Raw genomic sequence first — 15,145 nt, 5'->3', positions numbered from 1 at the left:
GATCACTCCGGGCATGCCGGCCATGCGATGACCTTCGATGCAGAAGGCATGGTCATGAATTTCAATACCGACCAATTGCCCAAAGACTGCGCAGAGATTTCGCGCGATTATGAATTTACCGTTCGCGCCGGGACCCAGTATGCAGAGCCCTACCACGGCGACATATTCGGTATGAGCGATCACGAGTTTCGTGTCGAACCGTGCAGTCGAATCACCGTGACGTTCATCAATGAAGATGCGATCCGCCATCAGTTTATGGTGCACAACCTGCCCAAGTACCTCTATCCTCAGGGCATGTTCCATTTGGAAGCAGTCGGCGGTGCCACCAAGAAAGGCACATTCATCGTACCCAGCGACAACAAAACCTACCTGGTCCACTGCGATTTGGCTCAGCACATGGAAAAAGGTATGAAGGGGCAATTGGTAGTGGGCAGCGGCAGCGGCGACCTCACCAGCGTTCCGGGTGTGACGGCGCGTTTTCGGCCGGACATTTATCTCTCGAAACAGGCTCAACTATGGGGCGTGTTCGGGGGCGTCATCGCCTCGCTGTTAATCATACCGCCGATCATTCGGCGATTGCGTTAGGTCGCCTGCAGAGCCTGCGGATTCATCGCCCTTCGCGTCCGAAGTAGCGCTCCATCCGGTCAAAAGCTTGGTTGATGGTGTCGTCCGATACGCAATAGGCCATTCGGACGTGATGCTCACCCGAGGGGCCGAACGCGCTGCCCGGCGTCAGTGTAACGCTCGCCTCTTCCAGCAAGCGTCGGCAGAACTCCCACGCGTCTTGATGCGGCGCCACAATCCGAGGAAATACGTAGTAGGCGCCCTGTGGCCGGGAATAACGGAACACATGACTCATGTGATCCAACCGCTCGCAAATCAATGCTCGCCGCCGGGCCAGGACAGCCTCGAATTCTTCGAACGGATCAATGTCATGACGCAAGGCGGCCACACCGGCGACTTGAGAGATACGCGGCGCGCAAATCATGGTGGCATCATGGACCTTCAACGCTTCCCGCTTTAACGCCGACGGCAGAATCATATACCCCAAACGCCAGCCACTCATAGCGTAACACTTGGAAAACGTGAAGCAGTAGATCACTCGCTCGCGCAGTGCGGGGACCGAGGCCAAATTGAAATATTCCTCCCGGTGCTCATAGGTGAAGGCGGAATAGGGATCATCCAAGATCACCAACAAATTGTGGGCTCGGGCGATCTCACCGACGCGCAACAAAGACTCACGCTCAAAAATGGCACCCGTGGGATTGGAAGGCGACACCAACACGATCGCTTTGCTACGTGGGGTAATCAATTGCGGCAGGGCATCAACATTCAGGCGCCAGCCGTTGGCCTCATCCAGCGCCCAGTGCACCGACAGACCGCCACAGATCTGGACCTGCTGAAAGTGCGAAGCAAAGCCGGGGTCGGTCAGAATGATCTCGTCGCCGGGATTGATCAGCACATGAAAAAGCGTATTGAGCGCCTGCATGTTACCGGCGGTGATCATCACGTGATGATCGACGTCGACCGATATCCCCGTCTCACGTGCGTGCCGCTCTGCGGCCAGTTGCCGTAAAACGGGTAATCCGTCGGGCAGCGCGTACTTGCCGATGTCGGGGTCGATGGCCAACGATCCGGCGACCGCTTCGCGAATCCACTCGGGCGTTTGGAACGAAGGCAATCCCCAGGTCAATGATGCGGCACCCTCAATACGGGCGCTCAACATGGCCATTTCTTTAATGGCAGATATTCGGGCATCCGCAACGCGGTGGGCGATCCGGTATTCCGGCAAATCCATAGCATTCATCGATCAAGTTCTCTCGCTCAAGTCGCAAACCATTCACGGCGTCCGCTACAACGCCACCCCTCGCACGCTCACAGTGTGCAAGGCGAAATGCGCCGAGAGCTTGATCCAAGTACGGACTTAAGACATTCGCCAACGGGATCGCTTGCGCATATCCAAGGTGTGAGGGTAGTCGGGATTGACATCCTCCGTGGGTGGCTGAGCGGGACCGAGACCACTGCCTTCGGGAACAAATTGTCCCATTCGTGCGTACTCAGGCGGCGGTTCAATTCTCCCGGGGGTATGCCCGAAACCCCAAAACCGGCTCACGCGTCGGGTTTCGGCCACATAAGCATTGACGGGGAACACATCATAATGTCGACCGCCTGGATGCCCTACGTAGTAGGTACATCCGCCGATGGATCGGCCATGCCAGGTGTCGATAATGTCGAAGACCAAGGGCGAATGGATGCCGATGGTGGGATGTAGCGCCGAAGGTGGCTGCCATGCCCGGTAGCGCACGCCGGCGACATACTCGCCCTGAGTTCCAGTGTTATGCAGCGGAACCCGGCGTCCGTTGCAAGTCAGCACGTAACGACTGTCGGTCAAGCCGTTAAGTTTGACCTGAACCCGCTCCACCGACGAGTCCACGAACCGAGCCGTCCCCACATTCGAGACTTCCTCACCCAACACGTGCCATGGCTCGATGGCCCAGCGCAGCTCCAGTTTGATATCCCCCACACGGACCGTGCCGTAGTGGGGAAAGCGAAACTCTAAGAACGGATCCAACCACTCGGCTTCGAACGCAAAGCCCGCGTTACGCAAGTCCAAAACGACGTCCTCCATGTCGCGCGCGACGTAATGCGGCAACATGAAGCGGTCGTGTAATTCGGTCCCCCAGCGCGCCAGATCCTTTTTGTAAGGTCGATGCCAAAAGTAGGCGATCAAGGTTCGCAGCAACAGCATCTGAACCGCAGCCATACGCGCGTGCGGCGGCATTTCGAAGGCCCGAAACTCGACCAAGCCCAAACGCCCACGCTGACTATCGGGCGAATACAGTTTATCGATGCAGAACTCGGCACGGTGGGTGTTGCCAGTCACATCCACCAGAAGATGCCGCAACAGCCGGTCGACTAACCAGGGCTCGGGTACTTCGCCTTCCGGCATTTCGCGAAAGGCAATCTCCAACTCGTACAAACTGTCGTCGCGTGCCTCATCCACGCGGGGTGCCTGGCTGGTCGGACCGATGAACAAGCCGGAAAACAAATAGGACAAGGCCGGGTGGTGCTGCCAGTAGGTGATCAGGCTTCGAAGCAAATCCGGCCGCCGGAGAAAAGGACTGTCAGCGGGCGTTGCCCCCCCGAGCGTGACATGGTTGCCACCACCGGTACCCGCATGACGCCCATCGAGCATGAATTTTTCCGTACCCAGCCGCGAAAAATGCGCCTCTTCATACAAGGATTCTGTGATGTCCACCAATTCCCGCCAGTTGTGGGCGGGATGCACGTTGACCTCAATGACGCCGGGATCGGGCGTCACCATCAAGCGCTTCAGGCGGTAATCATGGGGTGGCTCGTAGCCTTCCAACCGTACTGGCATATCCAGACGATCGGCAGTCGCTTCGATGCTGGCGACCAAATCAAGAAAATGCTCCAAGTGAACAAGCGGCGGCATAAATATATGGATCCGTCCCTCTCGGGCTTCCACACACAGCGCGGTGTGAAACACGTCCGTGACACGATCCGTCGCTGCATCCTCGAACGCCGGCCCATTATCCGCCAGTGGCATTTCCTGGCGTCGATCCTGAGCCAAATTGATCTGACTCACGCGACTGAACCGACGAGTCACTTCGCCGTAGTAGTCACCCAGCGGTGGCAAGGGTTCGAACAGACTCCGCTCCACTGCCGGCTCTTTGCGGCGCCGCTCCCGTGCCCGCCACGGCAGCCGATCAAGGGGCAGACGGTATCCGATAGGCGAATCCCCGGGCGTCAGAAACAGTTGATTACGCCGGAATGGCCAATGCACGCTAACCCAAGACTGACCGTCGTCATCCCAGCGCAGCGGAAGGACGTAGCCAGCAGGGGTTTCCAAACCCCGATTTAACAGCGCCGCCAGTCGTCGATGCTCGTCGGTGTCTTTTTTGGCCGCCTTGAGCGGATCCAGATCAACCGGCAAGTTCTCGGCTTCCCAGCTCTGGTAAAACACATCTTCATAGGCCGGAGCGACGTAGTCCGGATCGATCCCCAGGGTCTGCGTCAGCGCCTCGGCGAAACGGGCCGCTTCGCGGTGATCGCAGCCGTAGTCCTTGCCATCCTCGGCCAAAAGCTCCGGCCGGCGCCAAATGGATGTCCCGTCGGCCCGCCAGAAACAGCCCAGTGACCAACGGGGTAACGGCTCGCCGGGATACCACTTGCCCTGGGCGTGTTGCAACACGCCTCCCGAACCGAATCGACGCCAAAGCCGCCCCAATAGGTTGCCAGCCAGCTCACGCTTGTGGGCACCCAGTGCTGCAATGTTCCACTGAGCCGACTCCATATCGTCGATGGAGACGAAGGTCGGCTCCCCACCCATGGTCAAACGGATATCACCGGCTTCCAGTTGGCGATCGACATATTGGCCGAGGGTCTGGATTCTCGACCACTGATCCTCGGTGTAGGGTTTGGTCACCCTCGGATCCTCGTGGAAGCGCCGAACCTCATTGGAATGAAAAAACTCCACCTCCGTGTCGTCGTTACCCCAGAAATCACCCGTGATCGGCGCCGCACTCTCCGGTCCCGGTGTGCAGGCCAATGGGATGTGACCTTCGCCGGCGAACAGTCCTGAGGTGGGATCCAGCCCGACCCATCCGGCGCCGGGAACGTAAACCTCACACCAGGCATGCAAATCGGTGAAGTCGGCTTTCGGGCCACTGGGCCCGTCCAGGGACTTCACATCCGCGGTCAACTGGATCAAATAACCCGATACGAAGCGGGCGGCCAGTCCAAGATGGCGCATGATCTGGACCAATAACCAGCCAGTATCCCGACACGAACCCAGAGCCTTGGACAAGGTCTCCTCGCAGCTCTGCACGCCGGGCTCCATGCGAATCACGTAGCCGATGTCTTTCTGCAAGCGCTGATTGGTCTCCACCAGGAAATCGACAATTTCAGGCTTGTTGTCGGCCTTGATCGACGCCAGCCACTTTTTCAATTCCGGCCCGTCTTCGCGAATTTCCAGATAGGGAGCCAACTCCTTCAAGAGCTGTGGCGGATACTGGAAGGGATAGTGCTTGGCGAACTCCTCGACAAAAAAATCGAACGGGTTGATCACCGTCATGTCGGCAATCAAATCCACTTCGAAATCCAGCACCCGGGTCTTTTCCAAAAAAACAACCCGCGCCAGAAAATTACCGAAGGGGTCCTGTTGCCAGTTAATGAAATGCTTCTTGGGCGTAACCCTGAACGAATAAGCTTCGATGGGGGTGCGCGAGTGAACGGCTGGCCGTAAGCGGAATGCATGAGGCGACAACGCGACGGGACTGCTGTACTCGTAGTGCGTCTTGTGGTGAATGGCCACGCGAATCGTCATCTAAGCCTCCTACTAACTGGCCGATATACCGAGTTGATACCCCTCAGGTTCAACTCACTGTTCACGCTGGACAATACGTCAGAAACGCCGCAACCACATGCGCGTTGCGATATCAGGAATCTGGTTCGTGCATGGCCCCGGTATCGCTCTCGTGCCGGCGCAAACCCTCGCGCTGCAACTTCGGATAGCTGGTCTGGTTTCGTCGCACGCGCGCGCGTTGGGCCTCGACCGCGGCACGCAGCCAATCGAGCCAGGATTCCATGCCACTACCGGTGCGAGCGGAAAGCGAGATCACCGGTGCCGGATTGGCCAGCGCGCGCAAATGTTGCGTTGCCCGATCAGGATCAAAGTCATCCAAGAAAGGCAGCAGATCAGTCTTGGTTAAGACCATCGCGTCGGCAGCCCGGAACATCACCGGGTACTTGGCTGGCTTGTCGTCACCTTCGGTCACCGACAAAAGCGTGACATTCAGATGATGACCCAGATCGAAACTGGCGGGACACACCAAATTACCCACGTTCTCGATGAACAACACGTCGATGCCGTCCAAATCGAGATGGTGCAAGGCACCGTGCACCATGTGGGCATCGAGATGGCAGGCCGTACCGGTGGTGATTTGGTGAACAGGCACGCCTTTTCGGCGAATTCGAAGGGCATCGTTTTCAGTCTCCAGATCCCCCTCGATCACGGCGACCGCCAACTCGTTCCCGAAGGCGTCGATAGTGGCCTCTAACAGCGCTGTCTTTCCCGATCCCGGAGAAGACATGAGATTGACGGCGAGGATGTCTCGCTGATCGAAATGCGCACGGTTATGGGTCGCCTGATGGTCATTCGCGTGTAACAAACGGCGCATCACGCCAACGGCCGTCGTGCCCTGGCCCGACGACGAATCGATCGTAACAAAACGCTGCCCGAGGTCCGTTATACCGCAGCCGCAGTCATTGCACATAAATCGCACCCCACCGGACGGTCTGTTTGTACTCAGTTTGACTCACTGGCCCGATCACATTCCAGCTCCACGCGCATCAACAACATCTCATCGCCCTGGATCAACGCCGTTCGCCACTCGCCGCAGGCCGAACAGACAAGTCGGTTGGGGTTGGCCGCGGATTCCGCGCCACAGCACATGCAACGCACGCGCACCTGAATCGGCTCGATCTGCAGCGTGGCCTTGGCCGCACAGGTGTTTTCGCGAGCGAACTTGAAGGCTTCTTCGAGCAGCGGGATTTCGACACCGGCCAAAGGGCCGATTCGAAGCTCCACACGCACCACAGTGCCACCGCCATGTTGCCGCACGACGGATTCCACTTCATCCAACAAGCTCATGCACACTGACATTTCATGCATGCGCCGGGCCAACCCTGCTGTCGGTTACAAACAAGGCCAATCCAATCGGTATGGGCGGCCGTTTCCGCAGAGACCTCCGCCCCCGAAAAATCCAAAGGGGGACAGGGATCTGCTTATAGGCAATTGTTACAACTTAAATCGGATAAACGCCACCTCCAATCCAGGAAAATACGCTGCCAGGTCGCCACCGATTCGCTCCGAGTTCGACCGCAGCCGACCAAGTCCGTGGAAGTGGCGCACTTTTATGGTGCAATCGATCGATTTTAAAGCGCTTGGTATGCCCGATACGCTAACCAAAACGGCAGGTGTCCGGGCCGGCAAAGCGGCACCGGCACATGATATTACAGTCCATCGCAAAAGCGGCTCGCCAGACGTCTGCGGACCGAACACGTCCAGTCGCGCAATCGGCGAACCGAAACCCATTGGCATGTTATCTAAGCCGCAATAAACTGACGTGGGCACGTTTCGTGCTTCGTCGCTCTAAAGCGTCCAAACGGGCTAGGGATCGCGGCATCTTTAGGAGTTTTTGACACATGGTGAAAGAAACGGCCTCGCCTCCCACGACGTCCACAGTCGACCGAAAGTCTCCACCGACGCGGGAGATTGACTGGTTCAAGTACCCTGTGGACCAACTGCACGACGAACTGATCGGGCCGAAAGGCCCTCGACCCGCGGCGCGCGGCCTCACCGGCTATATCCAAACTTTGGGTTTGGAGGAGCTTCGGGCCCGCCAAGCGGCCGCAGCCCTCGAAATCAAAGCGATGGGCATCACCTTCACCGTGTATAGCGAGGGGCAGAACATCGATCGCGTGTGGCCCATGGACATGATTCCTCGGGTGATCGCCGCCGACGAGTGGCGCCGCACCGAAGCCGGTTTGAAACAACGGGTGGCGGCACTCAACCATTTCCTCGCGGACGTCTACGGCAAACAAAAAATCCTGAAAGACAAAGTATTCCCGGAAGAATTGATTCGCAGTTCGCGGAATTTCCGGCCCCAGTGCCGCCACATCCGGCCAGCATTTGATGTCTGGGCACACATCTGCGGCAGCGATCTGGTCCGTGACAAGGACGGCACGCTCTACGTGCTGGAGGACAATCTGCGGGTTCCATCGGGCGTGTCGTACATGATGATGAACCGCTTGGTGATGAAATTCGTGTTTCCCGAACTGTTCCAGGATCAAAGCATTTTGCCGGTCGACGATTATCCGGCCCAGCTGTTTGACACCCTCGCCTCGCTCTCTCCTCGCCCAGCCGACTTCCCGTGCATTGTGGTCCTCACACCCGGAATCTATAACTCGGCGTATTTCGAGCACAGTTATCTGGCACAGCAAATGGGTGTGGAATTGGTCACGGGATCCGACCTGCTTGTTGACGATGACGATTGTGTCTACATGCAAACCATCGCCGGTCCGGAACGCGTGGATGTGATCTACCGGCGCATCGACGACGATTTCCTCGACCCGGAGTGTTTTCGCACCGACACAACATTGGGCGTCCCGGGACTGATGCGCGCATGGCGTAAAGGAACAGTTGCACTGGCCAATGCGCCGGGTGCGGGCGTGGCCGACGACAAAGTCGTTTACTCGTTCGTGCCGGACTTCATCCGATACTACCTGGACGAGGAACCCCTGATCCCCAACGTGCCCACCTACCGTTGCATGGAAGACAAGGACCGGGAGTACGTGCTGGCCAACCTGGAATCGCTAGTCGTCAAACCGGCCAACGAGTCGGGCGGTTATGGCATGTTGGTGGGACGGAACTCCACCAAAAAAGAACGGGAACAGTTCGCCACGCTCATTCAGGAAAATCCCCGTAACTATATTGCTCAACCCACCTTGAGCTTATCCACCGTTCCCACCCTGTGCGACGAAGGCATCGAGCCGCGGCATGTGGATTTGCGGCCTTTCATTCTGTCCGGCAGCGAAATCTTTGTGACCATGGGTGGGCTCACGCGGGTCGCTCTGCGCAAGGGGTCGTTGGTGGTCAATTCATCCCAGGGTGGCGGCAGCAAAGACACCTGGGTAGTGGAACCACAGCAAGAGACGATCTGAAACCACCGTGCTCAATTCGACAACGAACGGAGTGTTCATGATGTTGTCCCGAGTCGCTTCTAACATGTACTGGTTCGCGCGTTACCTAGAACGAGCGGAAAACACCGCGCGCATCATCACGGTCAATGCCAACTTGGTGTTAGACCTTCCGAAAGACGTAACTTTCGGTTGGGAACCGCTCATCGCGATTACTGGAAGTCGTGAAAGTTTCGACGCCTTGTATAAGGGGATGGAAGAACGCAACGTCTTACGCTTTATGCTATCCCAGAAGAAAACCCCAGGGTCGTTGATCTCATCGCTGATCAATGCCCGCGAGAACCTTCGCACCACGCGCGATATCGTGCCGCGGGAGGCGTGGGAACATTTGAACTCGCTGTTTTTCTACGCCGAGGAACACGCTAACCTGGGCTTGTCGCGCCGGGGCCGCCACGAGTATTTGCGAACCATCATCGACAATTGTCAGCTCATCACCGGGCTATTGGCCGGCACGATGAGCCACGATGAAGCCTACGAGTTCATTCGACTGGGCCGGAACCTGGAACGGGCCGATATGACCACCCGTATCCTCGATGTACGCACCGAAGATCTGCTGGAAGAACGACCGACCGAGGTCACGGCCTATGACAGGATCCAGTGGATGAGTGTTCTAAAGTCGTTGACTGCCTACCAGATGTATCGTCGTCACGTGCGCACCCGCGTCACGGCCGCCGATGTGATTCGCTTCCTCACCCAGGACACCAAATTCCCCCGTGCACTGCTTCATTGCTTGGGCGAAATGGAGTCATGTCTGAAACAATTACCAGCCAATGAAGACGCGCTGCGACCCGTGACGCGGTTGCAACGCCTAATCCAGCAGGCGGATATTAAAAAGATGGCAAATGACTCGGCGGCTCTCCATCATTACATGGATGATCTTCAAGTCAAACTGGCCGACTGCCACACGCATATTTCCAGCTGCTACTTTGGCGATACGGCCAAACTCGAGCAGTGTGCATGAGCTTCTGAGCGTGCAACCCAGAGAATTCCCCGGGGCCGCACGCGGCCCCAAAACCAAGGAAGGCAACGGCATGCAATGGAAAAACCGAGCCCGTTGAGCAATACAAAGCGCGCCGCCCACTTACTGGACGCCTACGTTCCCCCGAGCGACCATTTTGATGAGATGAGCCCCGAGCCTGGGGCACTTCGCCCCCATTGGAAATATGTCATTGATGCCCTCAACCAAGTGGGGATCGCCGGCCTCGCTCAGCGCCGGGAAGACGCTAACAGGCTATTGCGCACCACCAGCGCGTCGCAGATCGGAATCGAAGATCGCGGCGAGGTGCACCGCCCCTGGGCCCTAGACCCGGTTCCACTGGTGATCGAAAGCCTGGAGTGGCAAACCATCGAACGCGGGCTGCAACAGCGCGCCCAACTGTTCGAGATCATTCTTGAAGATCTCTACGGCCCGCGACGCTTGTTGCGTGAACGCTGGCTTCCAGCCGAATTGGTGTTCGCCCACCCAGGATTCCTGCGAAGTTGCATCGACATCGGACCGCCCGGCGGACGAAGCCTAATTCTTTACGGCGCCGATTTATCTCGCTCCAACGACGGTCGCTGGTGGGTCACGGCTGACCACACCCAAACCCCCATCGGTATGGGCTATGCACTGGAGAATCGGGTCACCCTATCGCGCCTGATACCCAGCATTTTTCGGGACGCTCACCCCCACCGCCTGCGTATGTTCTTTCAGACACTGCGCGACACCCTAGGACGGCTCTCTGGCCTGGGTTGGGAATCGCCCCGTGTTGCGGTGCTCAGCGGAGGCGCCCGCAGTCATACGTTTTTCGAGCAAGCGTACTTGGCCCATTATCTCGGCTATCAACTCGTCGAGGGCTCCGACCTGGTCGTTGCCGACGGCAATCTCTGGTTACAGAGCGTCGGTGGCCGCCAGCCAGTGGCCGTGCTGCTCCGACGCGTGCCGGATCGCGAATGTGATCCGCTCGAGTTGGATCGACGATCCACCCGAGGCACGCCCGGACTGGTTCACTTGATGCGGCAGGGAGCCGTGATTTCCGCCAATCCTTTGGGCACGGGATTATTGGAAAATCCTGCCCTGATGGCCTTCCTGCCGCGATTGTGCCGAACGCTCCTGGGAGAAGACCTGCGCCTACCCTCGGTTGCCACGTGGTGGTGCGGCCAACCCCAGGAACGGGCACGGGTTCTGAACCGTTTGGACAAGTTGATTATTCGCCCCATCCACCCCTCTCTCGGCGGCCGACCCCGAGTCGGACCTTTGCTCTCGCGTCGACAGTTGAGTTACCTCAAACAACGCATCGAAGCCCAGCCGCACCTCTATGTGGCGCAGGAACCGATGCAGCACTCCACGGCGCCTGTCCTCGGCGAGCGACACTTGATCCCGCAGCCCGTGGAGATACGCAGCTTTCTGGTGGCCGATCAGCACAGTCACTACGTCATGCCGGGGGGGCTCGGTCGGATCGCGCCCCACGCCGATGGCCGGGATGTCAGTTTGGAACCGGGCGGTATCACCAAGGATGTCTGGGTGCTGGCAACCGAACCGGAACGCGAGCTGGGACTGAGCCCGGTGCTCCGCCGCCCCTGGCCGTTCGCCCATACCGAGGCGGCGCTGTCCCGCCACGCGGCGGACAACTTGTACTGGTTCGGCCGGCACGCAGCACGCGCCGAACACCTCGTCAGCTTTCTTCGGGAGACGCTCTCCTACTTCAACGAGTTGGGGGGTGCAGACAAAGATTTCGTTGCGGATCAATTGCTGGACATCGCACGCGCACCATCCGTTGAAGGCATCATCCCACGGGTTCTTGCGGCAATGGCCAACACCAATCCGGGCAGTTTGCGGCACAGCCTGAGTGCCCTGAGTCGAAATACGCGCGCGGTGGCGGACTGGCTCAACCAGGATGTCCTGGTATTGGCCAATACCATCGAACAGGCTTTGCAACAGGCGAACGAGCCGTGGGCACTGCCGGAAACCCTTGGACGCCTGAAGATTCAACTTGCCGCGGCTAGACTGCTCGCCGTCGAGGAGATGCATGAGGGGCAAGGCCGGACGCTACTCCAAATGGGACACCGCTTGGAACGCGCGCTGCAAGGCGTTTTCATCGTTCGCCACGCGCCGGTTTCCGGACTGCCGCAAGAGACCGAACTGGCCACCAGTTTGTTTGCCGCTGCTGCCACCAATCTCAATCAATACCGCCAGGCCGGGTCCAGCCTGGTTATCCGCGAAGGCGTAATTCGCCTGTTGTTGCTGGAAATGCGAAACCCCCGCTCGGTGGCGCATCATCTAGCGCGGCTTGATCAGGACTTGGAAGCATTCGCAGCCGCTCAAGTGGGGCCATCACTCAAACCCACCGAAGCCCAGCGTCTGATCCTGGAAGCCCGCCGCGCCCTGGAGACCGAATCGCCTGACGCATTGGAACAACCGCACGCTCTGGCCGAACTGTCCAATCTGTTGGAAGATCGGATTCGGGCCTGCTCCGACGCATTGACCCGCGACTTCCTGCGTCGACCCCAGGCAACGCGTCAGCTATGGCGCATCTAACTACCGGTGACGAGGAATCAGCCGTGCGCTACTTGATTACTCACCGTACCCGCTACGATTACAGCGAGGCGGTCACCTTGTGCCACAATGAGACACGTCTACGTCCCCGCGAACACCCCCGACAAACCTGCGCCGAATCCACGCTAACGGTCACGCCGCAACCACAAACGTCGCGGGATTGGCTCGACTACTATGGCAACCGGGTACACTACTTCGCCGTGCAGGAGCCACACCGCCGACTGGAAGTCGTCAGCTCCACCGACATCGTCCTGCGACCGCCTACGGAGGTAAACCTGTCGGTATCACCAAGCTGGAACCGTGTCGCCGATTCGTTGAACCCACCCACCACGGCCGAGCAAGTGGCCCTTCGCGAATACTGTCTTGCCTCACCTTATGTGCCGCTCCACCGTCAATTCGTGGATTTTGCGCAACGCGCATTCCCTCCGAACCGCCCCCTGCTGGAAGGCGCGCACGCTCTGATGGAGCAAATCTACACAGAGTTCGAGTACGACCCAACCTTTACCACACTGGCAACACCGATCAGAACCGTAATGCGACATCAACGCGGGGTCTGCCAAGATTTCGCCCATTTGTTTCTCGCGGCCATGCGATCACTGGGATTGCCGGCACGCTACGTCAGCGGGTATTTGGAAACCCTACCGCCCCCAGGACAGACCAAGTTACAAGGCGCCGACGCATCGCATGCCTGGGTTTCCGTCCACTGCCCCCACCATGGCTGGGTCGATTTCGATCCCACCAATAACCATCGCCCATCCATGCACCACGTGACCGTGGCTTGGGGGCGAGACTACGGCGATGTGATTCCTATGAATGGCGTAATCTACGGCGGCGGCAAGACCAAGTTGTCGGTATCGGTCGACGTGCGGCGCTATCTTGAAGACAATGAGGTGGTCCGCTGAATGAGCTTGGCCGTTATTCCCAATCGAACCTCGGTAAACCGTCGAACGCCCGTCGCAGCGCGCCGGCCCATTCATCGCGAATGGCTGACAGATAAGGCGTATCCAAATCGAAGCTGAGCCGACGGAATGCTTCCAAACTACCGGCTTGATAGAGCAGCAACTCAATCGGGGGACCTACCGTCGCGTTGCTTCGCATGGTCGAGTCGATAGACACCAAGGCACAACGCGCGGCATCCTCCAGCGAAGTCTTGGCACTGATCACACGATCGAGAATCGGCTTCCCGTACTTGCTCTCCCCCACCTGCAAAAAAGGATGCGGTGCAGAGCAGGTAATGAAATTACCTTCCGGATAAATGAGGTAAATATCCGGTGGTGAGTCGCCGATCTGACCACCGAGGATAAAACTGGCACCCGGGCTGAACCCCTGATTGGGCCCCTGAGTGTAAGCCTCCTTGACGCGGGTACTGATACGCCCGACATAAGCGGCAGCATCCGCAAGATGGCTGAAGCTCCGGAGATTTTCGGCGTTGTGCTCGTCCAAGTCACGTTGCAGTGTGAGCACAACCTCTTGTGTGGTGGCCAGATTACCGGCACTGAGCAGCACAAAAATGCGCTCACCCGGAAACTCGAACACATGCATTTTGCTATACGTCGTAACTTGATCGACGCCGGCGTTGGTTCGCGAATCGGAGGCAAACACCAACCCTTGATCGCAACGAATGGCAAGACAATAGGTCATTAAAAAACACCGAACACAACGAACCGAAATCCGCTCATTCTATCAATATCCCAGATCGGCAGATAGCGCGCCGCCCTAACCCACTGACGAACGGTGCTATCATTCCCGGTCTGCCGAAAGCCATAAAAAACAGCCCTCGTGCCTCGGGCATCCGCAGCAATGAACCGCACTGGGGTCGAAAAAAAAGCGCAAGCACACAGGAAGAGACGATGTATCAAACCATTCGATCCGCCACGAGCGAGCGACTCGCGGTGCGCGGTCTTTGTTACCACTTTCATCGCTGGGGCTCCAGCGATGCCCCCCCCGTTTTGTTGCTCCACGGTTGGATGGATTGCGGCGCCTCCTTTCAATTTTTGGTCGATCACCTGCCACAGGGATGGCACCTCATCGCGCCGGACTGGCGGGGTTTCGGCGACAGCGAGTGGGCCCAGGGAGGGTACTACTTTCCGGAATACCTGGCTGACCTCGACATCATCATCGATCACTTCAGCCCCAATGCCGGCGTAGCCTTGGTGGGTCACAGCATGGGCGGAAACATCGCTTCCCTCTATGCGGGCATTCGCCCCCAACGCGTCAGTCGGCTCGTCAGCTTGGAAGGTTTCGGCCTGCCCCCCACCCGACCTGAACAGGCACCGACAAGGTACCGTAGTTGGATGGATCAGCAACGGGAAGATTGGACCCCGCGCCACTATCCGAACTTCGATGCACTGGCGAGAAAGCTCAGCAAAAACAATCCCCGCTTAGGAGACGATCGTGCCGCGTTCGTTGCCCGTTGCTGGGCTCGCGAGAGTGAAGGCAAACAAATTGTACTGCGAGCAGACCCGCGCCATAGGACCCGCAACCCCATCCTCTACCGCCTGGAGGAATCGCGTGCCTGCTGGACGCAAACGCAGGCCCAAACGCTTTGGATCACCGGATCCGCCTCCCCCTTCGCCAAGATGCATGGGGCGGTAATGGACGCCAATCGCCGCTGTTATCGCGAGCTGCGAGAAGCCGTCATACCCGACGCCGGGCATATGTTGCACCACGATCAGCCTGAGCGACTGGCTGAGGCACTGATCGAGTTTCTCAGCTAACCCGCATAAGACATCTTTTCGCTATGCGTTTTCGTCGGTAAGATGTCTAACGAGGAGACAGGTGACCTCGAACGCCAGCCAGCACGTTCGAGGTTCACCACCGGTCCGG

Annotated in this window: 11 protein-coding genes; 6 read left to right on the top strand and 5 right to left on the bottom strand. The window is 58.3% G+C overall.

Going from position 1 to position 15,145, the window contains the following annotated elements; translation table 11 throughout:
* A partial coding sequence (locus SVU69_05695; GenBank protein MDY6942492.1) for a hypothetical protein occupies nt 1-585 on the top strand: 585 nt, incomplete at its 5' end.
* A 22-nt stretch (nt 586-607) separates the two neighbouring features.
* On the opposite strand, the gene SVU69_05690 is transcribed toward SVU69_05695, so the two are convergent.
* The 4 genes from SVU69_05690 to SVU69_05675 all read right to left on the bottom strand — a co-directional run bounded on the left by SVU69_05690 (nt 608) and on the right by SVU69_05675 (nt 6,688).
* Nucleotides 608-1,807 (bottom strand): pyridoxal phosphate-dependent aminotransferase, encoded by a 1,200-nt coding sequence (locus tag SVU69_05690; GenBank protein MDY6942491.1) that lies wholly within the window; start codon nt 1,805-1,807, stop codon nt 608-610.
* 117 nt (nt 1,808-1,924) lie between these two features.
* Nucleotides 1,925-5,350 (bottom strand): transglutaminase family protein, encoded by a 3,426-nt coding sequence (locus SVU69_05685; GenBank protein ID MDY6942490.1) that lies wholly within the window; start codon nt 5,348-5,350, stop codon nt 1,925-1,927.
* 112 nt (nt 5,351-5,462) lie between these two features.
* Complete coding sequence (hypB, locus tag SVU69_05680; protein ID MDY6942489.1) at nt 5,463-6,299, bottom strand: hydrogenase nickel incorporation protein HypB; 837 nt, start codon at nt 6,297-6,299, stop codon at nt 5,463-5,465.
* A gap of 32 nt (nt 6,300-6,331) precedes the next feature.
* A complete protein-coding gene (locus tag SVU69_05675; GenBank protein MDY6942488.1) occupies nt 6,332-6,688 on the bottom strand; it encodes a hydrogenase maturation nickel metallochaperone HypA in 357 nt (118 codons plus the stop codon).
* A gap of 542 nt (nt 6,689-7,230) precedes the next feature.
* On the opposite strand from SVU69_05675, the gene SVU69_05670 reads away from it, so the two are divergent.
* The 4 genes from SVU69_05670 (at nt 7,231) to SVU69_05655 (ending at nt 13,221) form a co-directional block, all read left to right on the top strand.
* A complete protein-coding gene (locus SVU69_05670) occupies nt 7,231-8,748 on the top strand; it encodes a circularly permuted type 2 ATP-grasp protein (GenBank protein ID MDY6942487.1) in 1,518 nt (505 codons plus the stop codon).
* A gap of 37 nt (nt 8,749-8,785) precedes the next feature.
* Nucleotides 8,786-9,745 (top strand): alpha-E domain-containing protein, encoded by a 960-nt coding sequence (locus SVU69_05665; GenBank protein MDY6942486.1) that lies wholly within the window; start codon nt 8,786-8,788, stop codon nt 9,743-9,745.
* Nucleotides 9,746-9,838: 93 nt separating this feature from the next.
* Nucleotides 9,839-12,301 (top strand): circularly permuted type 2 ATP-grasp protein, encoded by a 2,463-nt coding sequence (locus tag SVU69_05660; GenBank protein ID MDY6942485.1) that lies wholly within the window; start codon nt 9,839-9,841, stop codon nt 12,299-12,301.
* Between the two features lie 23 nt (nt 12,302-12,324).
* A complete protein-coding gene (locus tag SVU69_05655) occupies nt 12,325-13,221 on the top strand; it encodes a transglutaminase family protein (GenBank protein MDY6942484.1) in 897 nt (298 codons plus the stop codon).
* Between the two features lie 13 nt (nt 13,222-13,234).
* Here SVU69_05655 and SVU69_05650 read toward each other — a convergent pair whose 3' ends face one another.
* Nucleotides 13,235-13,960: a peptidase gene (locus SVU69_05650; GenBank protein ID MDY6942483.1), complete on the bottom strand. Its 726-nt coding sequence runs from the start codon at nt 13,958-13,960 to the stop codon at nt 13,235-13,237.
* A 209-nt stretch (nt 13,961-14,169) separates the two neighbouring features.
* On the opposite strand from SVU69_05650, the gene SVU69_05645 reads away from it, so the two are divergent.
* On the top strand, nt 14,170-15,036 hold the full coding sequence (locus tag SVU69_05645; protein MDY6942482.1) for an alpha/beta hydrolase: 867 nt from the start codon (nt 14,170-14,172) through the stop codon (nt 15,034-15,036).
* The last annotated feature ends 109 nt before the right edge of the window (nt 15,037-15,145 follow it).

This window comes from Pseudomonadota bacterium (assembly GCA_034189865.1).
Taxonomy (GTDB): Bacteria; Pseudomonadota; Gammaproteobacteria; order UBA5335; family UBA5335; genus JAXHTV01.
This window is presented reverse-complemented; position numbering and strand designations above follow the sequence as displayed.

Excerpts from the sequence above, each read along its gene's own strand:
- SVU69_05690 (MDY6942491.1), bottom strand. The coding sequence starts at position 1,807 with ATGAATGCTATGGATTTGCCGGAATACCGGATCGCCCACCGCGTTGCG.
- SVU69_05685 (MDY6942490.1), bottom strand. The coding sequence starts at position 5,350 with ATGACGATTCGCGTGGCCATTCACCACAAGACGCACTACGAGTACAGC.
- hypB (MDY6942489.1), bottom strand. The coding sequence starts at position 6,299 with ATGTGCAATGACTGCGGCTGCGGTATAACGGACCTCGGGCAGCGTTTT.
- SVU69_05675 (MDY6942488.1), bottom strand. The coding sequence starts at position 6,688 with ATGTCAGTGTGCATGAGCTTGTTGGATGAAGTGGAATCCGTCGTGCGG.
- SVU69_05670 (MDY6942487.1), top strand. The coding sequence starts at position 7,231 with ATGGTGAAAGAAACGGCCTCGCCTCCCACGACGTCCACAGTCGACCGA.
- SVU69_05665 (MDY6942486.1), top strand. The coding sequence starts at position 8,786 with ATGATGTTGTCCCGAGTCGCTTCTAACATGTACTGGTTCGCGCGTTAC.
- SVU69_05650 (MDY6942483.1), bottom strand. The coding sequence starts at position 13,960 with ATGACCTATTGTCTTGCCATTCGTTGCGATCAAGGGTTGGTGTTTGCC.
- SVU69_05645 (MDY6942482.1), top strand. The coding sequence starts at position 14,170 with ATGTATCAAACCATTCGATCCGCCACGAGCGAGCGACTCGCGGTGCGC.